This window comes from Deltaproteobacteria bacterium (assembly GCA_016178705.1).
GTDB lineage: Bacteria > Desulfobacterota > Binatia > HRBIN30 > JACQVA1 > JACOST01.
The window spans coordinates 298,750-324,795 of sequence record JACOST010000014.1 but is presented as its reverse complement, the minus strand read 5'-3'; the positions used below and the strand labels follow the sequence as shown (position 1 = coordinate 324,795).

18 protein-coding genes and 1 tRNA gene are annotated in these 26,046 nt (G+C 62.9%); 10 read left to right on the top strand and 9 right to left on the bottom strand.

The window, feature by feature from the left end:
* Positions 1-55: 55 nt before the first annotated feature.
* Positions 56-5,641, top strand: a complete 5,586-nt coding sequence (locus tag HYR72_09565) for a cytochrome P460 family protein (protein MBI1815212.1) — start codon at positions 56-58, stop codon at positions 5,639-5,641.
* 237 nt (positions 5,642-5,878) lie between these two features.
* Here HYR72_09565 and HYR72_09560 read toward each other — a convergent pair whose 3' ends face one another.
* From HYR72_09560 to HYR72_09550, 3 genes are all read right to left on the bottom strand, one after another.
* Complete coding sequence (locus tag HYR72_09560; GenBank protein ID MBI1815211.1) at positions 5,879-7,042, bottom strand: hypothetical protein; 1,164 nt, start codon at positions 7,040-7,042, stop codon at positions 5,879-5,881.
* Between the two features lie 63 nt (positions 7,043-7,105).
* On the bottom strand, positions 7,106-8,380 hold the full coding sequence (locus tag HYR72_09555; protein ID MBI1815210.1) for a hypothetical protein: 1,275 nt from the start codon (positions 8,378-8,380) through the stop codon (positions 7,106-7,108).
* Positions 8,356-10,254, bottom strand: a complete 1,899-nt coding sequence (locus tag HYR72_09550; GenBank protein ID MBI1815209.1) for a caspase family protein — start codon at positions 10,252-10,254, stop codon at positions 8,356-8,358. The genes HYR72_09555 and HYR72_09550 overlap by 25 nt, the downstream gene beginning before the upstream one ends.
* Before the next feature lie 223 nt (positions 10,255-10,477).
* On the opposite strand from HYR72_09550, the gene HYR72_09545 reads away from it, so the two are divergent.
* From HYR72_09545 to HYR72_09525, 5 genes are all read left to right on the top strand, one after another.
* Positions 10,478-11,404, top strand: a complete 927-nt coding sequence (locus HYR72_09545; protein ID MBI1815208.1) for a hypothetical protein — start codon at positions 10,478-10,480, stop codon at positions 11,402-11,404.
* The gene (locus HYR72_09540; protein MBI1815207.1) at positions 11,394-11,987 is read left to right on the top strand and encodes an SH3 domain-containing protein; all 594 of its coding nucleotides are present in this window, start codon (positions 11,394-11,396) and stop codon (positions 11,985-11,987) included. The genes HYR72_09545 and HYR72_09540 overlap by 11 nt, the downstream gene beginning before the upstream one ends.
* A gap of 84 nt (positions 11,988-12,071) precedes the next feature.
* A complete protein-coding gene (locus tag HYR72_09535) occupies positions 12,072-13,007 on the top strand; it encodes a hypothetical protein (protein MBI1815206.1) in 936 nt (311 codons plus the stop codon).
* 75 nt (positions 13,008-13,082) lie between these two features.
* Entirely contained in the window at positions 13,083-14,138 is a 1,056-nt protein-coding gene (locus tag HYR72_09530; protein MBI1815205.1) for a class I SAM-dependent methyltransferase, read from the top strand.
* 73 nt (positions 14,139-14,211) lie between these two features.
* The gene (locus HYR72_09525) at positions 14,212-14,832 is read left to right on the top strand and encodes a DJ-1/PfpI family protein (protein ID MBI1815204.1); all 621 of its coding nucleotides are present in this window, start codon (positions 14,212-14,214) and stop codon (positions 14,830-14,832) included.
* Positions 14,833-14,866: 34 nt separating this feature from the next.
* Here the strand turns inward: HYR72_09525 and HYR72_09520 are convergent, their stop codons facing one another.
* A complete protein-coding gene (locus HYR72_09520) occupies positions 14,867-15,334 on the bottom strand; it encodes a hypothetical protein (protein MBI1815203.1) in 468 nt (155 codons plus the stop codon).
* Positions 15,335-15,497: 163 nt separating this feature from the next.
* The gene (locus tag HYR72_09515; GenBank protein ID MBI1815202.1) at positions 15,498-16,271 is read right to left on the bottom strand and encodes a hypothetical protein; all 774 of its coding nucleotides are present in this window, start codon (positions 16,269-16,271) and stop codon (positions 15,498-15,500) included.
* Positions 16,272-16,363: 92 nt separating this feature from the next.
* Between HYR72_09515 and HYR72_09510 the strand changes: the two genes are divergently transcribed.
* On the top strand, positions 16,364-16,645 hold the full coding sequence (locus tag HYR72_09510; protein MBI1815201.1) for a hypothetical protein: 282 nt from the start codon (positions 16,364-16,366) through the stop codon (positions 16,643-16,645).
* 11 nt (positions 16,646-16,656) lie between these two features.
* Here HYR72_09510 and moaA read toward each other — a convergent pair whose 3' ends face one another.
* Complete coding sequence (gene moaA / locus HYR72_09505) at positions 16,657-17,691, bottom strand: GTP 3',8-cyclase MoaA (protein ID MBI1815200.1); 1,035 nt, start codon at positions 17,689-17,691, stop codon at positions 16,657-16,659.
* A gap of 53 nt (positions 17,692-17,744) precedes the next feature.
* Between moaA and HYR72_09500 the strand changes: the two genes are divergently transcribed.
* On the top strand, positions 17,745-19,280 hold the full coding sequence (locus tag HYR72_09500) for an AMP-binding protein (GenBank protein ID MBI1815199.1): 1,536 nt from the start codon (positions 17,745-17,747) through the stop codon (positions 19,278-19,280).
* 71 nt (positions 19,281-19,351) lie between these two features.
* A tRNA-Thr gene (locus HYR72_09495) sits at positions 19,352-19,424 on the top strand.
* A gap of 513 nt (positions 19,425-19,937) precedes the next feature.
* On the opposite strand, the gene HYR72_09490 is transcribed toward HYR72_09495, so the two are convergent.
* Both HYR72_09490 and HYR72_09485 read right to left on the bottom strand, forming a co-directional pair.
* Positions 19,938-20,831: a cysteine protease gene (locus HYR72_09490; protein MBI1815198.1), complete on the bottom strand. Its 894-nt coding sequence runs from the start codon at positions 20,829-20,831 to the stop codon at positions 19,938-19,940.
* A gap of 60 nt (positions 20,832-20,891) precedes the next feature.
* Positions 20,892-21,959 carry a hypothetical protein gene (locus HYR72_09485; GenBank protein ID MBI1815197.1) on the bottom strand — a complete coding sequence of 356 codons (1,068 nt, stop codon included), beginning with the start codon at positions 21,957-21,959 and terminating at the stop codon, positions 20,892-20,894.
* 299 nt (positions 21,960-22,258) lie between these two features.
* On the opposite strand from HYR72_09485, the gene HYR72_09480 reads away from it, so the two are divergent.
* Complete coding sequence (locus HYR72_09480; GenBank protein MBI1815196.1) at positions 22,259-23,497, top strand: hypothetical protein; 1,239 nt, start codon at positions 22,259-22,261, stop codon at positions 23,495-23,497.
* A gap of 250 nt (positions 23,498-23,747) precedes the next feature.
* Here HYR72_09480 and HYR72_09475 read toward each other — a convergent pair whose 3' ends face one another.
* Positions 23,748-25,436: a hypothetical protein gene (locus tag HYR72_09475; GenBank protein ID MBI1815195.1), complete on the bottom strand. Its 1,689-nt coding sequence runs from the start codon at positions 25,434-25,436 to the stop codon at positions 23,748-23,750.
* Positions 25,437-26,046 lie beyond the last annotated feature (610 nt).

Sequence of the window (26,046 nt, the reverse complement as noted above, 5' to 3'; positions counted from 1 at the left end):
CCTCGTATCTCAACTCTGACTTCTTCTCGCACAATCTGATCGGAAACGACGAACCATGAACCTGGGCTATCGTTGGTGGCGCGGTGCCGGTGGTGTGCTGGTTGGTCTGCTGATCACTGCTTCGTTGGTGGGTTGCGACTCCGACAACGACAACCGGCCACCCTCGACGGCGACGGCTACCGCTACTGTGGTTGCGACGCTTACCCGCACGCTCCTCGCGACACCGACCGCGACGTCGATCGCGACGACCACGACGACGCCGACGTCATCCGCCACCGCCAGCGTCACGGCGACACACACCAACACCGCCACCGCGACGGGCACGACCACCTCGACCAGCACGGCGACGCCGACCGCCACGAATACTGACACGCCAACCGCCACCGCGACCGCAACCGATACACCGACTGCCACCGCGACTGACACCCCAACATCGACAGCGACCGCGACCGACACGACCACGGCGAGCCCGACCGCAACGGTCAGCGGGCCGTTCATCACCACGTTGGTCGGCACCGGCCTCGCCGGCCTCAACGGCGACGGCCTGCCGGGCATCAACACCGATCTCTACCTGCCGCAGGACGTGACGGTTGGGCCGGACGGCAACCTCTACATTCTGGACTGGAACAATCACCGCATTCGCCGCGTGGTGAACAGGCTGATCGAAACCGTGGCCGGTAGCGGCGAGTTGGGCGACGCACAAGACGGGCCGGCGCTCGACGTGAACTTCAACCACCCGACCAACGTCGCCTTCGACCCGCAGGGACGCATGGTCATCGCCGCCTGGCACAACAGCGAGGTGAAGCGACTCGACTTCACCACCGGCCTGGTCACCAACCTGGCCGGCACCGGCGCGCGCGCGTTCGGCGGCGATGGCGGGCCCGGAAATCAGGCGAAGCTCGATCTGCCGAGTTCCGTGGCGGTCTATCCTAACGGCAACATCCTCATCTCGGATCAGGCGAACTTCCGCATTCGCATGCTCGACACCGCCGGCACGATCACCACGATCGCCGGCACCGGCGCCGCCGGCTACTTCGGCGACGGCGATCTGGCGAGCGCCGCGCAACTGAATTCGCCGAAGGGCCAATCGGCGGCGCCGGCAGGGCGTATCGTGCTCGACAGTCGCAACCGCATCATCATCGCGGACACCGGCAACCACTGCATCCGCATGATCGACGAGAACGGGATGATCAGCACCGTCGCCGGCACCGGCACCGCGGGGTACAGCGGCGACGGCGGCCCGGCGACGGTGGCGAAGCTGAACACTCCGAGCGACGTCGCTGTCGCTGACGACGGCACGCTCTACATCGCTGACACCATGAACAGCGTGGTGCGGATGGTGACGCCCGCTGGGATCATCTCGACCTTCGCCGGCACCGGCGACGGCGGGTTTGGCGGTGACGGCGGGCCGGCGATCCAGGCCAAGCTCGATCGACCGTACGGCATCACCGTGGGCCCCGACGGCGTCGTCTACGTGGCCGACACCCATAATCATCGCGTCCGTCGCATCACCCCGACGTTGCCGGCGGACTACGATCCCAACGGCGGCGGCGACAACACCCAGGTGACGATCATTCCGTGTACCGATGTGGTCGGTAGCATCTGCACGTATACCGGCACCGGCGAGTTGGGCTTCAATGGCGACGGGCTCGATCGCTTGCAGACGACGCTGTACTGGCCCTTCGACATCGAGTTTACGCCACGCGGACACCGCTACGTGGTCGACTGGAACAACCACAAGGTTCGCGAAATCCTCGCCGACGACACCTTCACGACCGTCATGGGCTCCGACTTCGTCGGCGACGGTCCGCCGGATTTGAGCGACCTCACCGATCCCGGCGCGCCACCACTCACCGTGAACCTCAATCACCCGGTGGATCTGCAGGAGTTCCCCAACGGCGATCTGGTGGTGATGTCGTGGCACAATCACAAGATCCGCGTGCTCAACCGGCAGACCAATCGGGTCAGGGTGCAGGTCGGCCGCGGCTTCGGATTCACCGGCGACGACGGACCGGCGAAGAGCGCGCTGCTCAATCAACCGCCGCACTCCACCTTCGATCAGCACGGCAACCTCTTCGTCATCGATCAGCGCAACCAGCGCATCCGGGTGATCTACGACTTCGCCACCAAGCAGGGGGACGGCGTCATCACCACCGTGGTCGGGACCGGCGTGGCCGGGTTCAACGGCGACGGTGCGGCACTCCAGACGCAGGTGAAGTTCCCCGCCGGGCCAAACCCAGAGCCGTCGGGGAGTCTGGCGTTCGCGCCGAATGGCGCGTTGTATTTCAGCGATACGCTCAACCATCGCATCCGTCGCGTCGACTTCCAGAGCGCGGATTTCAAAACCGCGACCGTGACCACGATCGCGGGCACGGGCATGCCCGGCTACAACGGCGACGGGATCGCCGGGATCAACGCGCAACTGAACCAACCCGAGGACTTGGAGATTGGTCCAGATGGCAATCTCTATTTCGCCGACACCAACAACAATCGCGTTCGCATGATCGATCTGACGACTACAGGGATGATCAGCACGATCGCCGGCACCGGCGAAGCTACGTACAGCGGCGACGGCGGTCCGGCGAGCGCCGCGGCCTTGTGGCGTCCGTTCGGCGTCGCCTTCGACAAGTTCGGCGATCTCTACATCTCCGACACATTCAACGGCCGCATCCGCAAGGTCAGCCGCGGCGGCGGCCCGTCGCCGATCTTCCCCGCCGACTATCGCGCCAACTTCGCGCTCGTGCGCGACTGCCGCTTCAGCGCGGCGCACGGTGGCGTCAGCATTCGCGTCTACACCAACGCAGTGGCGACGCAGCCGTATCTCGACAACGCCAATCCGCTCCCGCTCGGCAGCGTCGTCGTCAAGGAAGAGTTCAGCGGTACGGACTGCAACGACGACAGCAAGCTGGTGCAATGGCGCGTGATGCGCAAAGAGGCGCCGGGCTTCGATCCGGACGACGCCGATTGGCACTGGCAGCGCGTGTCGAAGGAGCGCGCGGTCATCTTCGACACTAAGGACACCTGCATCGGTTGCCATCGCGTGGCGGACTGCCTGGCGCGCGATTACATGTGTACGGTCGACACTCCCAACTCAACGCCGACGGAAGTCGGCACGCCGCCGACGGCGACCGTAACCGGCACGCCGCCCACGGCGACTCCGACACCAACTGGGCCGCTGCCGACGGCGACGCCGATTCCATTCCCGGTCGCCCGGGTGCAACCGATACTCACCGAACTGCCCGCCGCGCTGTTGTCAATCACCGGCACGGCGGCGAACGATGTGTACGCGGTCGGCGCTGATGGCCACGACGACATGGGGCCGACCGTACTCCACTACAACGGCCAGTTCTGGCGACGACTCAATACCGGCGTGAGCACCGGCACGCTGTGGTGGATCAGTGTCACGCCCATCATTGATGAGCACGGCACGGGCGCTTTCTACCTCGCCGGCGAGAACGGCGTGATTCTGCGCTACGAGCCGGCCACCGGCACATTCACGCGCCAGACCACTCCGGGCACCGAGACGCTCTTCGGTGTTTGGGGTTCGGATGATCACCACATTTGGGCGGTGGGCGGCGATCTCGCGGAGCCGGATCAGGGCGGCGTTGTCTGGTTCTACGACGGTGCGACGTGGGCGGTGGATGCCAACATCGAAAAAGCACGCCTGCAAGGCATCCCGACGCTGTACAAAGTGTGGGGCCGCAGCGAGACCGATCTCTACGTCGTCGGACGACTCGGCTTGGTGTTCCACTTCGACGGGATTCATTGGTCGCAGGTGCCCGTCGACCTCAGCGGTGCGGCTGCCGAAGACGTGCCGTTGTTCACCATTCACGGCAATGCCACGGAGGTGATCGCCAGCGGTGGCTTCCTCAGTGGCGTGCTCGAGGAACTCATCGGCGGTGCGTTCGCCAATCGCGCGATTCCCGGGACACCGCAGATGAACGGTGTATTCCTCCGCGCCGACGGCACCGCCGTCGCCGTGGGCGTGACCGGTGCGGTCGCGTTCCGCAATCCGTCGGGCTGGCGCTTGCAACGTCCCGCATTGAATACCTCGCTCGACTTCCACTCCACGTGGATCGATCCTGACGGCGGCGTGTGGGCGGTTGGCGGTGATCTCACCACGTCGCTCAATCAAGGGATGATCGCGTATGGCGGCCCGGCCGCGATCGGGACTGATATCTTAACTGGTGGACAATGCGCCCCCGGCACCAGTGGTGGACCGAGCACGGTGAGTTACACGCACGACATCGTGCCGCTGTTCGCACAGACCGGATGTCTCGGTCTGAGTTGCCACGGCGGCAGCTTTCCGACTTCCGGCTACGATCTGCGCACCTACGAAACCAGTTTCGGTCCGGGATCGGAAGCCACTAGCCTCGGCCTCTGCAACATCGTGCCGGGCAATCTCGACGCGAGCTACGTGATTGAGAAGCTCACCGCGCCGCGAATGGGCGCCCTGATGCCCGACGGCCGGCCGCCGCTGACGAGCAGTCAGCTCGCACTCATTCGCACCTGGATTCTCGAAGGTGCGCAGAACGACGCGGCGCCCGCGCCGACGCCGACTCCCGCGCCGCCGCCGATGGTGACGCAAACGCCGGCCGCGGCGTGCAGTGTGTCGGGCGTCATCTGCACGGTTGCGGGCAATGGGCTGGCGCAGTTCAACGGCGATGGGAAACCAGCGCTGCAGACCTCATTCTACTTTCCTCTTGAAGTCACGTTCGATGGAGCCGCCCGGCCGCTGATCGTCGATTTCAACAACCTGCGCATCCGCCGCCTCGACACCGACGGCACGATCGAAACCATCATGGGCACCGGCTTTGAGAATTTTCCCGCTGATGGCGCCCTCGCCATCGATACGCCGCTGCATCACGCTAGCGACATCGAGTTCGACACCGCGGGCAATCTCTATGTCGCCGGCGACCATGTGCCGGTCGTCTTCCGCGTCGGCATCGACAATCGAGTCTTCACCGTCGCTGGAACGATGGACCCGGGCTACGACGGCGACGGCGGTCCGGCTCGACTCGCAAAGCTGACGACGCCGTTCGCCGTGCTACCCACCAACGATGGCGGCTTCTACATCAGCGATGTCGACGCGCACGTGATCCGCTACGTCGATTCCACCGGCACCATCCGCACCGTGGCCGGCACGGGTTCGTTCGGTTACGCCGGCGACGGCGCCGCCGCCTTGGCCGCAACGCTCAAGAGCCCAACTCGTATGCGACGCGACGGCGCGGGCAATCTGTATTTCTGCGACACCAATAGCCATGTCATCCGCCGCATTGATCTGGCGGGTGTGATCACGACCGTGGCCGGCACCGGCGTGATGGGCTACTCGGGCGACCACGGTCCAGCCACCGCGGCGCGCTTCAACACGCCGTACGATCTGCGCCTCGCTCCCAATGGTGACCTGTACGTTGCCGACACCGGCAACAATGTGATCCGGCGGATCGACCACAACGGCGTCGCGACCACCGTCGTCGGTATCGGCATCGGTGGTTTCGCCGGCGATCTCGGCGATGCGCGCAACGCGCGACTCAATCGGCCCTCCGCGCTGACCTTCGACGCGGACGGCGCGTTGTGGATTTCCGACACGTCGAATCAGCGCGTACGTCGCGTCACGAATTTCCTGAGCACACAGCCGTAGGGCACGGCGGGTTTTGGTGTCGGGCGGCTTTGCTGGAAGGCCCTCGATACATTCGCTTCGCTCACTACTCGGGCAAACGGATATTGGGAGAACGTGAAAACATCCGCTTCCCCGAGTAGCCGCCTTGAGTAGAAGCCGAAGGCTTCGTATCGAAGGGCGGCATATCGAGGGGCTCCTTCTTGTGTCCAGCCTGTCAGCCATGGCCACCGAACACCAGAAGGTCGACAGCTTGATCGGCTAGTCCGGCAGATCCGGTAGCATATCGTCCGGCGTGAGAATCAGTCGCAGCCGCTGACTGACGCTGACACCGTTCATGTCGGTCAGAGTTACGATGAGATTTCCTTCGGTGCCGTCGGGTGCACCGACTGCGCCGATCGGATACGACACGCGTCCGCGCGGGTAGCCGTTGTCGGGATCGGGATCGAGGAACACCGACGATTCGAGATCGGGAATAATCACGTCGGTGGCGGTTTCCAATCGCGTGGCGACGTTGACCACCGGGCCGAAGTCGACGCAACGCGCTTCGAGGTTGAAGCGGACGTCGCCTCCGTTCTGTGTTGCGCCGGCGACACGCAGCTTGTCGCAGTTCCGCAGTCGGCCGAAGCTCTTGCGGTTGCGGCCGAGTGAAAGCAGCGCGCCCTGCGGACATCCCGCGTCGGCTTCCGCCACGCGCGGTGGCGGCTCGGCACCGCAACACGTCGTCGTTAAGGGAGCCAGGTCGTGATCGCAGCCGATCTCCGGATCGCAGACCGGGATCGTACACTGATCGAGCGGATAGACTTGGAGGGTCACCGTGCTGCTGGCTGACTTCGGCGGCGCGCCCTCGTCGGTCACGTTGATGCCGAGATAAAACGGCCCGAGCTGATCCGCGCGCGGCGTCCAGGTCAACACGCCGGTGAGTTCGTCGAGCTGCGCGCCGTCGGGCAAGTCATTTGTGGTGTAGTGCAGTGGCGTGCCCTCGGGGTCGCGCGCGCGTATCGGCAGGCGAACGTCGTAAGCCGGATACGTGCGATAGACGTCGGGTGCGGTGACCACCGGCGGCGAGTTGATCGGCGTCAGCGTCGGTGTGGCGGTGGCGGTTGGTGTCGGCGTGGGGGTGTCAGTTGGTGTCGGTGTATCCGACGGCGTCGGCGTCGCGGTCGCCGTCGGTTCGGCCGGGCATTGCGACAAAGCGGTATTCACGGCGGTGATGAGTTCGTCGACGCTGACCGCGCTGTCCATGTCCCGATCGAAGCTTGGACAGTCAGCGAGCGGAACGGTCGCGAGCGCGATGTTGACGCCCAGCACCAATTCCTCCACGGTCACCGTGCCGCTGTGATCGCAGTCGCCGAGACAGACGGCGCTCGCAACGCGCAGCGACAGCATCACCACCAACCCCACAGCGAGCGCGAGACGATTCATAAACGGCGACCCGAGTAGCACGAACGCACGACTACCGCACCACAAGGATAGAGACGCGGCAGCTCAGAACGTCCACTCCACCTGGCCGGTGTAGATCACGTCGGCGCGCAGGCCGTCGTTGTTGAGCGGGAACTGGAAGGTGCCGGCGAGGACGAATTGGCCGAAGGGGTTGAGCTTGAAGCCCACGGCCGACTGAATCACGTTGTCGTTGGTCTGATCGGAATTGGTATCGTGGAAGCCGAGGAAGTCGCTGTTGAGCGTCAGCCAGGTGAACGCCATCAGGTCGGCGCCGGCGATCCATTGCGCTTGGCTGACGTCTTCCTCACTGCGAAACGCGTAGCCGAGATTGAGGTGCGGTGAGAGGCGACCGAACGGTTTCGAGGCGATCAACCACGGGGTGAAGGTGGGATCGTGGAAGCCGAGGAAGTCGTCGGCATTGCCGGTGGGCAACGTGAGCACGCCGGCGACAGCGAGATCAGCGAATTGTGTATCGGCAAAGTGCCACTTGCCGCGCAGAAACAAATCGCCGGTGCCCCATGCGGTCGCGGAAAATCCGTCGCCGGCGCAGTGAAAAGGTGTGCTGCACACGCCCGCGCCGCCGCCAACGGTCACGCCGCGTTGGTTGGTGGCGAATTGACCCGTGCCGTTGCCTGTCCCCCCGCTGGGTGGGTCGACGATCTGTGCCGCGGCGGTCGCTTGCATATGGATGCGATTGATCGACAACGCCATGCTCATGTCCACCGAGTCGGCGAGGCCGATGGCCGCGGTGAGGAAGACCTGATCGAGCGTGAGACCTAAGTTGAGGTGCGTCTCCAGCCGATCGTCGGCGAACTTGGCGCGCTCGGATTGCGACAGGTTGAGCCGGTTCAGGTACGCATCGGAGAACGCGCGCTGGTTGGATTGGAGATTGTCGAGCGGTTGGCCTTCGAAACTGTCGAAGTCGATGTGGGTGTACGCCATGCTGACGATGCCGGCGCCGCGCCCCAGCGTTTGCGCGCGCTCGGCGACGCCGGACCCAAGACTCTGGTCGCTGCGCACGAAGGTGTCGATCTCTGGATCCCAGGCGAAGCGGAAGGCGCCGCTGGCCGACGGGATCGGCGCTTGCGACCGCGCCACGGCGAGCGCGCTCGACAACGGTTGCAAGCGATCGGCGAGCAACACACGCTGCGCATCGTTCGCCGAGAATCGGTTGACGCTGGTGTTGAGACTGCCGCCGAAGAGGCTGGGCAGGCGCTGATCGAGCGGGATGCCCTGCGCCGGGCGGCTCACGAGGAGCACCCAACTGCCGAGCAACACTACGCCGATCGCTGCGTTCAGCGCCCGCCCGCGATTTTCCACGCACCGTCCTCGCGGACCAGAGTCTTGGTCAAGTGGACTTCCAGCCGCGCCGGTTTGCCGGTGGCCTTGTCGATGAAGCGATCCCGCCGCGTAAACGATACGGTCACCCCGGTGTCGGTCGGCGTGATGGTCACGTCCTCCACCGCCACCGTCAACTGATCGGCGTTGTCGAGATAGGCGCGCAACCCGTCGCGTTGGCGCGCGGAGAAGGTCACGTACATTTTGGCCAGCGCGTCCACATCCTTCTGCTCGTGGGCACGACGATAGGCTTCGAGGAACTGGTGGACTTCAGCGTCAGTGTCCGTCGGCTCTTGCGCGTGGGCGACGCCCCAGAACGAATCCGATCGGCTCTGCGGCCCGAGCTTCGCGCCACGCGACTTGGTGCGCGCACCGGATGCGGTTCGCTTTGGTGTCGGCACAGCCGACTCATCCGCGAGGCCTTCCGCCTGCAACAACAAGCGATACGCGTTAACGGTGGTGTTGGTCTCGGCCTCTATCGATTCCTTCTCGGACGGTGACACGTCGATGGTCAAGCGTCGCAAGATGTTGAGCACCAGCTTCTTCTCGAGATCAAAAAATTCCGCCATCTGACCCTGTACGCTATCGGAACCTTGGTGGACACCGCTGGCGGCGTCGACGATGCTGGCGTCGATGCGGATGGTCTCGCCGATCACCGCGAACGTGCCGGTGAGCAGCTTGCTGATGCCGAGTTGACGCGCGGTGCGCAGGTCGTCGAGTCCCTCGGCGCGTTTGCGATCGATCAGATCGGGCGAGAGCACGCGCAACACGCGCACCTTGGTCAGCTCGGTGTCGAGCGCGGCGCGCAACGCTTGGCCGATCCATTCGTGCTCGGCGTCGCGCCGCAAGTTGCGGAACTCCATCACCGCGATGGCGTTCGGGATCAGCGTGGCGACCGGCTCGTTGAGTGGCCGGACGGTCGACGGTGGTGGAGCCGGTTCCGCCGCTTCGGCGCTGTGTGTCACGGCGGCGAACGCGAGATCGGTGCCCTCGCTCTTGTGATACGGATGCTGGCGCCCTTCGGTGAGGCGCGGGACGTGGCTGGCCACGTAGCCGAAGAGTTCCGACACTGACAGCAAGCCATCGCCGTCGGCGTCGGCATCGCCGCTCAACCCTTGGAGGAGCGAGTAGGTGAACGCGCCGTGCGCCAACTCCGGCGTCTCCGTCGAGTCCTCGCCCGGTTTGGTGGCGGCGAGCAGAAACAACCCTTCGGCGAGCGACACCTGGACGGCGAGATCGTCGGCTGACGCCACCGCGCGCGCCGACGCCAAACGCAACGCGCCGGAGTGACAGGTGTCGAGCATGACCACGACGCGCCGCACGTTGCGGCGCAGCACCCGGATCATCTCGTCGAAGTCCGACATGCGCAAACCGTCGGTGAGCAAGTTGGAACCGTTGGCAGGGTAGGGGAGAAAGTAATACGTGCCGGTGGCCCGGTCTTGCGCGCCATGGCCGGCGAGAAAGATGGCGGCGACATCATCTGGCCCGGCTTGCCCGAGGAAGCGCTCGATGCCGCCGAGAATGCTTTCGCGCGTAACCTCTTCGTTGGTGAGCACTAGCGTCTTCGCTTCGCGATAAATCGGGCCACGACCCTGCTGTTCCAGCGCGGCGGCCATCGCGCGCGCATCGGCATCGGCAAACTGCAAGGCGATGTCCGCCTCCTTGTATCGGCTGACACCGATGGCGAGCAACCACAAGGTCGGCCGATTGGCTGCGGGCGTATTCTCCACCGGCGCCGCGTCGCCTCGCCGCTCGCGCGTCGGCACGCTCACGCCGCGCCACCACAAGGCGACAACCACGCTCGCAACAACGCAGCTGCTCACTACCAATTTTCGCCGCCGCGCGGTCATACGCATAGGACAATAATACGGCGGGAACCCATTGTTCCACCACCGATGGTGTCCGCGATTGATTTCCCCAGCCATAGAGATGTCGCAACACCGCGTTTTGCTGCTGTAGGTGTCTTCGCGGACGCATCCCTGGACCGCTGGGCGGACGGATGCAATAAAGTTTCGAGTCGCCGCATCCCTGCGATCAAGAGGCGGCAGTTGGCCAACAGGGATGCCATGAGGAGCCGGTGTGGACGCGCGCAGCGAAGCGCAGACAGTTCGGGAGCTGATTAGCCAATGCCTAACGGGAGATCCCGAAGCGCAGCGGCGTTTTCAGCAGACCTACGGCGAGTTGATATACGGCTACCCGCTGCGCGTCTACCGCACGCCGCCCGAGGAGGCCGGTGACTTCTATGTGTTCGCATTCGATCAGGGCCGCATCTTTCGCCGCGTCCGCACCTTCGAAGGCCGTGCGCCCTTTCGGGCCTACCTGTTGGGCTTCGTGCTCGACGATCTGGTGTTGGAATGGAAGCGCGGCCAACACCACATCGACAGCATCTCGATTGAAGACTTGGGCGAGCTTGCCGATCCAGCCGCGGGTGATGCGAGTAGCGCGAGCGATGGTACGATGAACCGCGACGCGTTGAGCCACTTGCTGGCCGACGTGGAGCCAGCGAAGGCCGTGGTGCTGAAACTGCTCTACGTCGAGGACTCGGATCTCGGTGCCAGCGAGGTCGGCTACATCGCCGAGGTCTCCGGCCGCAGCGTTCCGGATGTCTTGAACGCGGTCGAAGGGTTGCGCGGCCGGGTGCGCGAGCGTGAAGCTGCACTGAAACATCTCGAAGACTCGCTCGACGCCGTGCAAGCCTGGATCGATCTCTATGAACGCCGCCGCCAACGCATCGCCAGCGATCTCGCAGCGATCGCGCCGAACGCACCTGCGGCGACCCGCTTGCAAGAGGAGCAGCGTGAAGTCGTTCGCAAGATCGAGCGCCGCCGCAAGCAACAGGCGAAGCTGGTCGTGCAGACGAAGCGGCGGAAGGTAACGACGCCGTACAAGGAGATCGCCGACGTGCTGCACACCACTGTTGGCAACATCGGATCGCAGATCGCGCGGCTGCGTCAGGAACTCAAAGAAAAAGGTTGGCGCAGCGAGGAAGTCCACGATGGCCAGTGACGCACGCCGCGAACCGTGCCCCACTGACGAGCTGCTCGCCGCGTATCTGACGAGCAGTCTAGCCGACGTTGAGCGACGGACTGTCGATTGCCACGTGCGCGTGTGTGACCAATGCGTGCAAACGCTCACGACCGCGCAGCGCCGCCTCAGCCTGGCCGATGAAGTCGCAGCGCCGGTGCCCGCCGCCGTTCGCGAGCGAGTCGAGGGAGTCAAGCACGCGCCGCGTCTGCAGCCTACGGCGCGCGGTTGGCTGGATGCGGTTGGCGAGTACGTCACGCAGTGGCTGCGCTGGCCGGTGTTGGTGCCGGTGGCGGTCGCGGTGGTCGCGTTGCTGGTCGTGGTCCGGAGTGACTGGCGTTCGCCGGTGCCGCGCGACGGAGCGCGTGCGGTGCAAACCTCGAACGTCCTCCGTGTCGCAGCGGCGCAAGCCGAGGTTCACGCGCGACCCGCGATGCAGCAACCGGTGATCGCGACGCTGCAACGCGGCGCGCAAGTGACCGTCGCTGACGAGTCAGGTGACTGGTACTTGGTGGTGTTGCCCGACGGCACACGCGGCTGGATCGATCGCCGCGCCTTTGAATAGCGAAGCACCAGCGAGTAGGGTCTGAACTACGGAACGATGACGAAGCACCACACGCGTTCAATTGGCAGCTCGTCCCCGAGGAGTGTGCGAGCCGCGCTCGTGCTGGCCGCGACCCTGAGTGTGTGGGTGTTGCCGCGCCCGCTGCAAGCGACGTCGATCGACTGCGGTGTGCCGATCAGCAAGCAGCTCGCCACGGGTGAAACAGACGAGTTCGAGTTTCTCGCCGCCGCCGGCGATGTGGTGTCGATCGACGCACTCGATGTCTCCGGAACGATCGGCTTCCTCCACATGCAACTCATCGGGCCACCGGGCGGCGGCGAGGACTCAGGCGACGACGTCGTGCTAGTGGACACGTGCAGCGGTCGCATCGATCGGACTATCCCAGTCACCGGTACATATCACCTTGAAGTAGACGACTGCGTGGAAAATGAAGGCGAGGACGAAGCGGGCGAGTACACGGTCACGCTGAGTGGCGTCAACCCCGATAGGCATGGCGCGCTCAGTTGCGGCGCGCCACTGTCCTGCGCCCTACCCACTCGCGAAGCCAGCCTTGCGGTGACCGGTGAAGTCGATACCTACACGTTCCCCGCGCAGGCGGGTGAGTCCGTTGCGTTGTCAATCACCACGCCAAATGTCGGGCTCGGGCTGCTGGAAGTGCGCGTGTACGATTCGACCGGGGCGCTGGTTGATGACTCGTGCGGCGGCACCATCGAGGTGAGGCCGGCCCGCAGCGGCACGTACACGGTGCTGGTGAACGCCTGCGTCAGCCCGGGTACCGGACGCTACACGCTGGTGTGGACGCCATCGACTTGCCCCGTCTCTTGCACGGGCGATTGCGACAGCAGCGGCGACGTCACCGTGGAGGAGTTGATCACCGGCGTCAACATCGACCTCGGCCTTGTCTCGCTGGAAGAGTGCTCGAGTTTCGATCGTGACAACAGCGGTGATGTGACGATCGATGAATTGATCGCGGCGATCGACTACGCGCTCACCACCTGCCCCGCGGCGCTCTCCCAATAGCATCGGCGCGCGAGTTGACAAGCGCGCCTCCCCCGGTGTTCAAGTACGCCCGACACTTCTATGGGAGAACAGGCTATGGCAGTCGATCAAGCGAAGCTCGACGCGTTCATGGGGAAGTTCGTCACGGATGCCGGCGCTGCACTAAGTGCGGCGCTGGTAGTGCTGGGCGAGAAGCTCGGTCTCTACAAGGCGATGGCGCGTGCGGGACCGCTCACGCCTGCGGAACTCGCCGGGCGCACGCACACCGACGAACGTTACGTGCGTGAGTGGTTGTGCGCGCAAGCCGCAAGTGGCTACGTCAACTACGACGCGGCAACCGGGCGCTTCACGTTGCCCGACGAGCAAGCCCTCGCGCTGGCTGATGACACCAGCGCGGCATACCTGCTCGGGATGTTCGACATCATTACCTCGCTGTTCAAGGATGAGCCGACCATTGCTGACGCGTTCCGCACCGGTCGCGGCGTCGGCTGGCATGAGCACGATCCGGTGTTGTTCCATGGCACCGAGCGATTCTTCCGTGCCGGGTATTCCGCCAACTTGATCAGCTCGTGGATTCCCGCACTCGATGGCGTCGACGCCAAACTCAAGGCGGGCGCGCGGATGGCTGACGTCGGCTGCGGTCACGGGGCGTCGACCGTGATCATGGCGCAAGCGTATCCCAAGTCGCAGTTCGTCGGGTTCGACTATCATCCGGCGTCAATCGACGCGGCGCGCAAACGCGCGGCCGCAGCGGGCGTGTCGGATCGCGTGACGTTCGAGGTCGGCGCGGCAAAGGAGTATCCCGGCACCTACGACTTCGTGACGTTTTTCGATTGCCTGCACGATATGGGCGATCCGGTTGGGGCCGCCGCGCATGTCTACAAATCGCTGGCGCGCGACGGTACGTGGATGGTCGTCGAACCGTTCGCCGGTGATCGCGTGGAAGACAATCTCAATCCGGTGGGTCGTATCTTCTACTCCGCGTCGTGTTTCATCTGCACGCCGGCGTCGAAAGCGCAGGAAGTCGGTCTCGCGCTAGGCGCGCAGGCTGGAGAAGCGCGACTGCGCGAGGTGATCACTGCGGGCGGTTTCACCCACTTCCGCCGGGCCACCGCCACGCCGTTCAATCTCGTGCTCGAAGCGCGACCGTAGCGGCACAGTGCACCACTCTGGATACGCGAATGCGCCGTGAGCGCGCCTCGCGGCGCGTGACAGAAGCACGTTGATGACCCGCAAGCGTGTCGGCATTCTGATCTTTCCCAACGTCGAAGTCCTCGACTTCTGTGGACCGTTCGAAGTGTTCTCCGTCACTCGTCTCGACGAAGAACGGCGGCGTGAAGAGCACTCGCCGTTTGAAGTGATGCTGATCGCGGAGTCACTCGAGACGGTGGTGGCCACCGGTGGCCTGCGCGTGCAACCTGACCATACTATCGAGACCGCACCGCCGCTCGACGTTCTCGTAGTGCCCGGCGGTTGGGGGACGCGCGCGGAGATCAAAAACCAGCGGCTGCTGCGGTTCATTGCGGAGCGCGGCCGCGCGGTCGAAACGCTGACCTCGGTGTGTACCGGCGCGATGCTGCTCGGCCAAGCCGGGTTGCTCGACGGCCGCCATGCCACCACGCACTGGCGCTCGCTCGATTGGATGCGCGAGTCCTTTCCGTCGGTCACGGTTGAAGCCGGCCAACATGTCGTTGAAGACGGTCACATCCTCACATCCGCCGGCATCTCCGCGGGCATCGACATGGCGTTGCGTGTGGTGACGCGCTACTTCGGCGATGCGGTCGGTCGCGCCACCGCGCGCCAAATGGAGTATCCCTACCCCGACGATAACCGTCGGCGCGTGTAGCCTGCGCGGCCGGAGCAATGATGCGGCCCGGTGGCTACGCGACGTGGTGGCGTTCGGTCTCTTCGTGCGGCGGTTCGACGCTGCCGATGATGCTCCAGCGGTTTCGATACATCGCGTAACGCCCGCGGTACGGCTTGCCGGCGCCGTGCAGGCTGAAGGTCGGCCCGGAGATGGTGGCGGCCGGAATCACGAAGACCTCATCCGCGGCTCGCCGGCGCTTGGCGATGCAGACGAATACGTCGCAGTAGCGTTTGCTCCAGCGTCCGTGCCGATGGAAGTTGAAGTTCCAGCTCTTGTAGTCGTAGGCGTAGCGTTTGCCGGCGACGGTAACCGTGTGGGCATAGCGGCCGGGAAACGCGATGCGGAGCGCAACGCGCACGGCACCGTTGACGAGCAGATCGTAGCCGTCGGCGCGCCGGACTTCCTGTACTTCCATGCCCATGCGCCGGAGTCTGGCGGTGGTCCCCGCGCGCGCCAGTTGATGCTTGTACTGTCTATTCATGTACCGGGTCGCACGAAACAGCCGGGCCTCTGCCCTGGCTCCTCCCTCACCCCAGCACAAAAATTTTCCGCATCCGCACCGTCAGGGGATCTGCGACCGTGCACAAACTATAGCGGCCGGTATGTGTGGTCGCAATGGAGAAAACAGTGTGCGCGCGGTTTTCTTACGGCGCCGACGCGCCTGGCAAGTGACGTGCGATGAACAACCGGTCGCGCTCCGCATCGAACGGGCCGCGCCAGTATTGATGATGACACGCCGGTGCGGGTTCCTCGACGAAGAAGCCGCCGTCGGCTGCGACAATGGCCCGATAGCGCGCGCGCTGCGGTCCCTGCGCGCGCTCGCTTTCCGCGCCGATGTCTTGCACCCAGTCGCCATCGGCGTGCCACGTGTTCTTGTCGGCGTCGTAGACCCACGACCGCGCGTTGTAGGAGATGACCCGTTCGCTGCCTTCCGGCGCCTGATGCACTTCAGTGCGCCGCACCTGAATCTGCCGCACGCGATACGACCAACACGGGAGTTGGTCGTCGTCGGGCATGGCGCTTCCCGGCAGCAGCGCTTTCAGATTCCAGCGAAACTCCGCTTCGAAGTGCCGCCGATCGCTGGGCGCCAGCGGCAGGCGCGCGAGGCGTTGCATGATCGCCTCGTGCTGCTCCGGATCGGTCTGTAACGCGAGCCGCAGGGTCTCAATGGCTTCGTTGGTGTTGCCGGTCTCGGCGCACAGATCGGCCAGGGTCAGCAGGCGTTTCATCTCCGCGCTCTTGCCGCGCGCCTCGGGGGGCGCGTCGCGGAAGGCGTGATCGATCAGCCAGTGCTCCTCGTGCAGCGCCGTCTCGCTGTCGTGTTGCAGCAGCGCACTATCAAGTTCCGCGCTGTGCTTCTGCCAGGCCGTGCTGCAGCCCGCGAGCAGGATCGAAACGAGGAATACCAGCCGTCGCATGACGACGGACTATATCTACTTGCGGCGTCCACGGAAACGCCCGCCAGCCGTCGATTCGCTTTTCCCGCTTTGACCCTGGCGGCGGAGCGCGTGTGAAATCTCGTGACAAGGACTCCGCGAGCGGTGTATATGCTCGCGACGACACCATGGGCACGGTGAGCGAATTCCGGCCGCGCCGGCCGGGAGTGAAGAGTCCAGCCGCGAATCGCGGGCGGTTTGTCACCTGCGCGCAGTGCGGCGAACGTCACCCGGTTATCCGCCTCGCCGGCGGCACGCAACGCTGCGTGACGGCATTCGCCGACGAGCGAAATTGGTTCTGCCGCAACCGTGGTTGCCGCGCCGCTTGGCTCAAGCGCACGCAGCGCGCCGACTGAGAGCGACGGCGTCAGCCGCCGCGCGTGTGCATTTCGAGATGCGGATCCTTTGAAAGTTCGTCGGGATGTGCGAGCGGTCGCCGTTGCGTCAGGCCCAGGCGTTCCTCGGCACCGCGATCGCTTCGTCCCTGCCACGTCGAAACGATCAGGGCTTTGATCTCGTCGGCCGGCGCCCCGCGGCGCAGCGCGCCGCGAAGATCGGTTCCGCTGCGAGCGTAGAGGCAGAGGTACCACATGCCATCCGCCGTCAGCCGGCTGCGATCGCAGGTGCTGCAAAATGGCGCGGTCGTCGATGAAATGATCCCAAACACCGTACCGTCGGCGAAGCGAAAACGATCAGCCGGCGCCGCCGCGTCCGCCTCGCTGGTGTCGGCCATCGGTTCGATGCGACCGTAGTGGCGTCCCAACTTCTCCAGCATCGCTTGGCGCGAAAGCACCTTGTCGGTCGACCAATCGGTGGCACCGCCGACATCCATGTATTCAATGAAGCGCAGTTCGGCACCGATGCCCTTGCTGTATTCGAGGAGATCGATCAGTTCATCATCGTTGAAGCCGCGAATCGCCACGCAGTCGAGTTTGAGTCCGCCGAGCCCGGCCCGTCGGGCCGCCTCGATGCCGTCCAACACTTGCGGCAACGCATCGCGGCGGGTCAGCGCGATGAAACGATCGCGCTTCAACGTATCGATGCTGACCGTGAGGCGATGCAGCCCGGCGTCACGCAAGCCCTGTGCGACATCGCCGAGGAGAATGCCGTTGGTGGTAAGCGCTAAGTCGCGGAGCGCGGGCTTGCTCGCGAGAAGCCGGACGAGCACCGGAAGGTCGCGGCGCAGCAGCGGCTCACCGCCGGTGAGTCGGATCTTGTCGACACCGAGATCGATGAAGCAGTCCACCAATGTGCTGATCTCTTCGAACGTCAGCATGTCCGCGCGCGGGAGCCAGACGTAGTGCTCCTCGGGCATGCAATACTGGCAGCGCAGGTTGCATCGATCGGTGACCGACAGTCGCAGGTTGCGCAGCGGCCGGCCAAAGGTGTCCGTGTACCTCACGCGTTTACTATGCCTGTTTCACAATGCTACGGAAACTAGCCGAAGGACGCGCCATGACATTGAACCCGCAACAGCTTGGTCTTGCTCATCACGCCCGTACATCTCCCGGCAAGCCGGCGCTGTGGATGGGAGACCGCACGCTGACCTACCTGGAGTTCAACGCCCGCGTGAATCGGCTGGCGCGCGCCTTACAGCGTGTCGGTGTGGGCAAAGGTGACGCCGTCGGGGCGGCGCTGCACAATGGCTTCGAGTGGTTCGAGCTGCTCAACGCCGCGGCCAAGCTCGGCGCTCAACTTGTACCGATCGGGTATCGGCTGAAGGGGCCGGAGATCGCTTACATGCTCGCCGACTCGCGCGCGCGCCTGCTCGTCGGCGCGTTCGATCTGTACGATGAGATCGCACGCGCGTTTGACGAGATTGGTTGGCCCGACGAGCGGCAGTGGGTGGTAGGCGCGGACACTCGAGGCCGGTCGTACGAGGCGCTACTCGCGGCGGAGTCTGACGCCGAACCAGACGGCGGTTTTGTCGGCGGTGGCTACAATGTGCTGATCTACACCTCGGGTACAACAGGGCGTCCCAAGGGTATCGAGCGGCCCGTCGATCCTGCCACCGGTCATCTCATGCTGCTCGGTATCGCCCAGCTCTGGGGTTTTGATGCCGACTCGGTGCACCTCGTCACCGGGCCGCTCTACCACACCGCGCCGTCGAGCTACGGCCAAGTGCATCTGCTGGTCGGCGCGACCGTGGTGGTGATGCCGCGCTTCGACGCGGCGGAGGCGCTACGACTGATCGCGCGCCATCGCGCCACCGACACCTTCATGGTGCCGACGCACTTCAGCCGCATTCTCCAACTCGACGAACGTGAGCGACGCTGTCACGATCTCTCGTCGCTCAAGCAAGTGCTGCACTCGGCTGCGCCCTGTCCGGTACCGGTAAAGAAGCACATCATCGAGGTATTTCCACCCGGGGTGATCACCGAGTTCTACGGCGCATCGGAGAGCGGCTTTACAAAGATCACGGCGGAGGAATGGCTGCGCAAGCCAGGCAGTGTCGGCAAACCGTGGCCGGGCCACGAGATTCGGATCCTCGATGAGCAGGGACAACAGTGCGCAACGGGTGAGATCGGGCTGATCTACGTGAAGAGCCCGCGCCTGGATTTTCGCTACCGTGATGCTGCGGAGAAGAATCGCGCGGCGTTTCGTGACGGCTTCTTCAGCGCCGGTGACCTCGGCTATCTCGACGGCGACGGCTATCTCTACATCGCCGATCGGCGCACTGATCTGATCATTTGCGGTGGTGCCAACGTGTATCCCGCCGAAGTCGAGAGTGTGCTGATGGCGCATCCAAAAGTAGCCGATGTCGCCGTCATCGGCGTGCCCGACGACGACCTGGGCAAGGCGGTGCTGGCGGTGATCGAGCTGCGCTCGGGCGAGCGGGCAACCGCCGACGAACTGATCGCGTTCGCGCGTCGCGATCTCGCGCACTACAAGTGTCCGCGCCGCGTAGAGTTCGTCGCGCAGCTCCCGCGCGAGCCACACGGCAAGGTGCGCAAGCACGAACTCATTGAGCACTACAGCGCGGGCAGATGACGCGCAGGTCGGCTATGGACAGGGCAAAGGAAATCCGGTAACCGACAGACCTTCGTCATCCTTCCACGCACGCTGGCGTAGCTCAGTCGGTAGAGCAGCTGATTCGTAATCAGCAGGTCCGCGGTTCGAATCCGCGCGCCAGCTTTCCTCGCGCTTCAAACAGCCGATTGGCCCGCGACGTCGATGACTACGGCGTCGCGAAGGGCCGCAGCCGAACACCGAGACGCTGCAGTATCGGCACCTACGAATCCTTGACTTCAGAGATGAGATGCCATCTCTTCTGAGGCAATGTCTCGGAATGTTGTGGAAGGACTGCGTGAGTGGAAGCGGCGCGCAGCGCGCGAGCGTATCGTGGGCGAAGCCGCTCGGCTTGTGGCCGGGCAAGAACCGGCCAGCACAAACCGTCGACCAGATCGCCCTCGCCGCCGGGTTCGTTGGGAACCTGGACGCTGCCATCGTATGCCGGCGTCGAAACCGCGATCGCGGAGATCGCCGGAGCGCCGACCCAGAGCCACGCCCATCACATTCCGATGGTAGACCCCGTGTCTGGTCCTCGCGGCTGTGCCGCTGCGCCACCAATGTCCACATTGATCGTGGCCTTGGTGGCACAGGGGTCCCTACTTATCGAATGAAGCCGTCCGGCTAAAAGGGCGTGTCTTAGAATTGTCCGGTGTCGACCCACTTTGCCGAGATCATACTCCACCAGTCGGTCGCCAGCCCCTCAGTCACGTAGCGGTAGGACATCCATCCATAGCCAGAGTTTGCCCACGTGGGGCCCCACGAGTTTCGGATTAACAAGGCGCCTTTGTCCTTGCCGATCATCAGGTTGTCGTCGTAGCCGGCGACCACGTTGGCGTGCCCGCCGCGGTAGCCCACCGTTGGAAACGCGACGAGTCCGCCCGGAAGCGGGTGGTCGTACTCGGCGTAGACAGGGAATCCGAACATGCAGGGGAAACCCCCTGCGATGAAGGCTTTGATGTTGGCGAGAACCTGGGCCGCGGGGGTCGCATTCGGGTCCAGTCGAAAGTACTTGACCGCTTGGTAGTTTGCGCCGAAGGCGTAGCAGAAGGCTGGCGGCTCCACGTCGTACCGTGGGTTCGAAGCGGCCGGGTTCCCATCATAGGGCCAATAGCGCTCTGGGGGAGCTCCGAACAGCACTAAGGCTTCCATTGCTGTGCGCAGGTACGCCCCCGTGTCGCCCGTGACGCCGAGTAGATTGCGCTCGGCCTTATAGACGAACAACCGAGAGGCGTCGATGTAGCTACCGCTCGCCCGTCGCTCGAAGTATTCCAGTAGCCCGACTGCGGCATTGGCGGTGCATGAGCCAAGATGTCCTTGGTCCTCGATGGGCGAAAACCATGCGCGCAGGTCAACCTGCGCTGGCGGCGCGGCCGCCTTGGCGGTCCCGGCTCCCTTTGCCGCCGTCGATGCCCCAACGCTTGCCGCGAGGGTCGTTCGACCCAGGAGCGATCCAATTTCAGCGTGCTCTTGGCTGTAGTCGGTTGGCTTGGGAACATCAGGAAGCCAACCTAGTCCATGTTGCGTTTCCATAAGCAACTCCTTTCGTTTGCGTAGTGCGGAGTGTGCCCCGACTTCAGCAGGCGATCGACGTCACGGCTTCGGCTTCATCTCTTGGCTCTGGATGTTTGCAATCGCTGCGTCATAAGCCTCCTTCGTGCTGGTGTAGTCTTTTGAGTTCTTATCCGCGATCGACGCCAGCTTGGCGTTCAGGTCGTCTGCCTTACGGCGGTAGGCCAAGTCATTGAACAGCCTGAGACCTTCAACGATCTCAGTGATCGGCTTCGAACTGTTGTCGGCTATATTGAAAAACCGGTTCAGTTGATCGGCAGACGCCGCTAGCGGCGTGAACGTCTTGAATTCATCACGGGGCGTCCCATCTAGGCTCAGCACAACGTACGGTACATCGCCATTGTATTCCTGGCCGCTCGTCTTACTGACAAGCTGGCCTGTGACGGACAAAGTGTAGTCGTTCCGCAAGGCACGGCCTTCCGGCGTGTCCAGCGTCGCCAACGCGAACCCACCAGGTGTCGGAGGGACTCCCGGATGAAACAGATTGATCTCCCGCGTGTCCGCCAAGACGATCCCGGCATTGAACACCGCGTGGACAAGCTTCCCAGTGATTTTGGTCAGCGTGCCCGCGGCCACCAAGTAGCCGCTGTAGGGTGCAAACAAGGGGAACCCGGCTGCCTCCGTGAATATCTGTCCCAAAGCATCAAAGACATCTTGGTCAAAGGTGTTGAAGCCTACCTCAACCGTGAGCGAGTACGATCCCTCAGTCACGGCGGGAGAATAGCAGACGAGCGGGCTACCCAAATCCGGGGCGGGAACCGTCGACAAATGAGTATGGTTGCTTAGCTTTCGTGACTGGAAATTGACAGCTCGAGGCGCCGCTCCGGTCTGGAGGAACCCCTTCATCGACGATGCAACCAGCATGGATTTGTCTGATGCGAACAGACCAGAAGATGGGTACGCCCCAGTATACACATGGCGGATTTCAATCGTGAGAGGCTTGTTGAGACCAATCGGCGTGAAGGGTATCGGCGCCTCGCCCTCAAGCGTTCGGATCAGTGGCCTCGTATCTCGAGCTACTGGTCCTGCTCCCGAGAGAATTTCGCCCACGGTGAACAGACCATCGGGTCGCGACAGATATAGAGCCATTGGTTTCTCCTTGATTGGCGGGTAAACTAGCTCTCTCCTTTTGTCCGCGTCAATTAATGATTTCCCTTAAGACCCCTCTTCCACGCCGCGGGCATCACCGCCTACATCGAGAACGGTGGCACCCTTGAGCACGCGCAGCAGATCGCGGCGCACGAGTCACCGCTAACAATGAAACTCCACGCCGAACGACCGACCAGATCAGCCTCGCGGCGACAAACCAAACCAGATCCGGGCTCATCACCGGGGCAGGTCAACTGCACTCGATTTGAAGGTGAGGTGCAGGCGCTGTAAGCTCCGACATGGTCTGGACCGCGCGCCCAATCGATCTGGTCGACAAGAAGGAGGATGGCTTTGCCAACTACGCGAGCCTCTTTCCGACAGAGTGGATCAACCGCCACTCGGCGCGCTCGCTGTGGATTGAAGCGTATCGCGTCCCGTATCCACCCGTGCCGGACGCGCCGGACAATCCACGCAGTGCCGATCTCGGGAACGTCTGCGCCACTTTCATTCGCTCTGTCTTGACCTACCAGTCGGTCCGTACTCCCGTAGTTGATATTTCCACCCCCGAGGCATTGCCTGAGATCCAAATGCATCCACCGCAGATGCAGATTCCGCATTTTATGGACGATTGGGTACCGAAGACGCCGAAACCTGAGGTGCGCCCCGAGAACCCTGATGTCGTCGTTGGCAACCCTTCCGGAGGATTTGTTCTTGTCATGCACAACGTGCAAGTCGTCAATCACCGCTCGAATTTGGGCACGTTTGTGATTTTGGCGACTCCCCATCACACCAAGGAGGCCCCGGGGAACGAAGATTTGTCGAAGGAGCGCCTGAAGACCACGGCGGGACTGCTGGGAGCGGTTATGGGGCGAAACGCGATTTACGAACCATTGTTCAGCTTCCAGCTCAATCTTGACGGAACCCCGGTCGACGTGGGTTCGGTTGTCTTCGAAAATCCCGCAAACTTTAGAGCGCCGAACCTGACGGAGGGAGGTCTTGCACTCGTTGAGGTTGCCGCGGCTTATCTCTCGCGTTTGCCTGCCGAAACGCGGGACCGTGCCGAGCTGTCACTTCGATGGCTTTACGAGGCGATGACTGACAAAATGGGCATATTCGCATTTGTGAAATACTGGATAGCCATCGAGACACTGACGATGGTAGATACCACGAACATCTCTCCTGTAGTTCGGCGGTTGGCGTTTGCATACAACTGCTCTGAGGCCGCGGCGAAATCGCGGTTCCTGATCGGACGCCTTGCAAATCTCAGAGGGGAAATTGTTCACAAGGGTCGCACTTTGGCGATCGGGCAAGATCTGCTTTCGTATATCGAGGCGGTCTATGTAGATGTACTTGCCCAAGTCTTGGGTTTGACATCGGGACGGATGGTCGAACGCGCGCTGAAAACATGTGGCCGAACCGCACTCGAACTGATGCAGGCCGCGACCCCGATAGCTCGCAGGCGGCTGCAAGTACGTGCAAACGCAACCCGGATTCGAGAACAATTCGGTGCACGAATCGCGACGGATGACGGGGTGTGAGTTCACCAGTGCGACCAAGTTCGGATCCTCTTCCCAGAATTCCCGGTACGTGCGCTTGCATGATTGTGCGTCGTTAGCTCTACACACTTTCGTGCGTGGGGCACCTTGATGCGGCCACGTACCATCTACGCTAACCCCCGTAGCGCTGAGCCGCGTCTTCAACCGACAACGTGCTGTGCACAATACTCTCCCTGGAAGACGCCTTCGCGCCCGAATGCGTGGACTGTCGATGAGGGTAGACCTGCAAACCCTATCCGGCGAAATAGAGGCGCCTTGCCCTACGGGCAGTCTTGTCGTTCAGATCGAAATAGGGCTTCGTCCAATCGCCGTTCTCAATCAAAAAACCCCGCTTCATGTCCACTGGCTTGGCCTTTGGATTCCTGTCCAGGAAAATTTTGACGGCTTCTCGAAACGCGTAGTGCGAATAGAGTCGCATATATTCGCCGAGATAGATATCGGCGACTCGTGTGTTGCCCTTGATCACCAGCATATTCTCGTCGTTCGTCTTCGTGCTCGCCGCACTGAAATTCGCTGAGCCAGTGATGACAGTCGGATTGTCCGACAACGGATCGACCAACATGAACTTCAAGTGGACCCATATGACGTTCGTTGCGTGGGTGACCCCCCGGTCGCCCTCGGCAAGCCATTGGTCGAAGCCGTTCAGCGGAATTTTGTTGCCGATGGCGATCACGACGTTCGGTAGAGCCTGGATTTTGCGAACGGCGGCGATTTGCGCGTCCTTGTTCGCTCCGTTCCATTCCTTTTCCATCAGTCCGACGCGAAGGATGTCGTCCTTCTTGCTGTAGACGTTTTGAAAAACGTCGTTCATGCCGAACGCAAACGTCATGAATAGGGCGTCTTTGGCTGCACTCGCGAGCTCGCCGTACCAATCGAGTGCGTCGATATTGGCTCGCGGCGAAAATACTGGCGCCATGCCTTCCACAAAATCAGTCGCGGGCGCAGGCGTTTGCTCGATCGTCCAATTTTTGTAATCGCTCACGCGAATGCCGGTCTCGGGATCGGTCGCGAGCATGTCGAAGAATTCGAGATACTTAGCCGCTATGTCTGCGTTCTCGACGACATGCGCACAATTCGCGTGGCCGAACAGCCCGTTCCCCGTGAGATTGGTCGATCCGAGCAGAACTGCGATGGGCTTGTTGTTCTTGGTCAGCACGAGAAACTTGTTGTGCATGAGCGTGCCGTTGGTGCGCGGCTTGCACAGCGATTTGATTTTGGCATCCGCTATGGCCTTTTCGTTTTTCGTGTGCGGACCTGATGCATTGTCGATGTCGTCGAAGACTACCTTAACGTCGGCGCCGCGCTTCTTCGCTTCGCCCAGTTCGTCAAGTACCGTCGGCCACTGGAATTCGTAGTAGGCGCCCTTCAGCCCGAAGCTATCGTCCTTGGCGCGCCGAATGAACGCGATGATGCCTTCGATCAAGCCCCGCGACAGCCAGTCATAGGCGGCCTGTCCAGCCTTGTCGGGAGGCCTGTTTTGGAAGCGGCGGGCGTATTCCTGCGTTGCCACCGAGCCTCGGTTGAAAAGGATCGTGTGCTCTTCGCCTTCGATACCCTCGGTTTTCACCGTGACGTCGACGGATACACCCTTCTTCAACGCGTCCGGAGCACCGTACATGGCTGTGACGGTGTACATATAGGTGTAGCCGGGCTTGGCGCTATAGTCCGACCACTGGAACGACTGGAACGGATGAAAGAGGCTCGAATATTGGACCCCGGGGACGGGGTTCGGCTCGACGCTTTCGAACGTCTTCGTGCCGCTCATCCAATAGCTCTCACTCTCCGTCTTGTCTGTTCGCTTGATCCCGAAGCCGCGCAGTCCGGCGCGCTTCGCGTCTGTGACGTTCAATCCGAGCATAACCACGTAAGAGCCGGCGACGGCATTCACCGTCAAACCGTTTTCCGAGACGCGCTTGCGCATGATTGTCCCCCCGGGGAATGGTTGCGTTGATTCCGACTTACTTGAGGCGATATTACCGGAGTTTCAGGGGTGAAGGGAAGATCAAGGGGAATAGAGTCTTGTCAGAAAATCGCGATTCCTGGAACGCAGGGGTACACTGCGTGTTGCCGGTGGTGATGGCCCCCGAGTCGGCATTCGTCAGCCTAGCGATCGCAGGTGATTGCCGATGAGGAGAGATCGCTCTCTGAGAACTCCCTCGCGTGCGAAGAGCGCAAAAGTCTGGTGTCAGTGGTGGTGACAGTTGGGCATCGAAAATCGCCGCAAATCGCAGAAAGCCACTGAAAGCCGCCTTGGTGCGAAGTGCAGATAGGACAAGGAAAGTCCGCGATAAGCTTGCATTCCCTACTAATCCCTTTTCGGCATTCGTAATCAGCAGGTCCGCGGTTCGAATCCGCGCGCCAGCTTTCGTTCTCACCGACGTGAGGGAGTTGTCCGCTAGGCCTCCTCGACCAAGAACGTTGTTTTCGCTGTTTTGTAGCCGGCTTGTAGCCAAGTCGCAAAGTCGGGCGGCGATGATCGCTGCTGATACTGCCGCGTGTTGCTTGCGGCGCGTGTCGCGTCAGGCCACTTT

Coding starts and splice junctions, on each gene's coding strand:
- HYR72_09565 (MBI1815212.1), top strand. CDS start 56: ATGAACCTGGGCTATCGTTGGTGGCGCGGTGCCGGTGGTGTGCTGGTT.
- HYR72_09560 (MBI1815211.1), bottom strand. CDS start 7,042: ATGAATCGTCTCGCGCTCGCTGTGGGGTTGGTGGTGATGCTGTCGCTG.
- HYR72_09550 (MBI1815209.1), bottom strand. CDS start 10,254: ATGCGTATGACCGCGCGGCGGCGAAAATTGGTAGTGAGCAGCTGCGTT.
- HYR72_09540 (MBI1815207.1), top strand. CDS start 11,394: ATGGCCAGTGACGCACGCCGCGAACCGTGCCCCACTGACGAGCTGCTC.
- HYR72_09530 (MBI1815205.1), top strand. CDS start 13,083: ATGGCAGTCGATCAAGCGAAGCTCGACGCGTTCATGGGGAAGTTCGTC.
- HYR72_09525 (MBI1815204.1), top strand. CDS start 14,212: ATGACCCGCAAGCGTGTCGGCATTCTGATCTTTCCCAACGTCGAAGTC.
- HYR72_09520 (MBI1815203.1), bottom strand. CDS start 15,334: ATGAATAGACAGTACAAGCATCAACTGGCGCGCGCGGGGACCACCGCC.
- HYR72_09515 (MBI1815202.1), bottom strand. CDS start 16,271: ATGCGACGGCTGGTATTCCTCGTTTCGATCCTGCTCGCGGGCTGCAGC.
- HYR72_09500 (MBI1815199.1), top strand. CDS start 17,745: ATGACATTGAACCCGCAACAGCTTGGTCTTGCTCATCACGCCCGTACA.
- HYR72_09490 (MBI1815198.1), bottom strand. CDS start 20,831: ATGGAAACGCAACATGGACTAGGTTGGCTTCCTGATGTTCCCAAGCCA.
- HYR72_09485 (MBI1815197.1), bottom strand. CDS start 21,959: ATGGCTCTATATCTGTCGCGACCCGATGGTCTGTTCACCGTGGGCGAA.
- HYR72_09480 (MBI1815196.1), top strand. CDS start 22,259: ATGGTCTGGACCGCGCGCCCAATCGATCTGGTCGACAAGAAGGAGGAT.
- HYR72_09475 (MBI1815195.1), bottom strand. CDS start 25,436: ATGCGCAAGCGCGTCTCGGAAAACGGTTTGACGGTGAATGCCGTCGCC.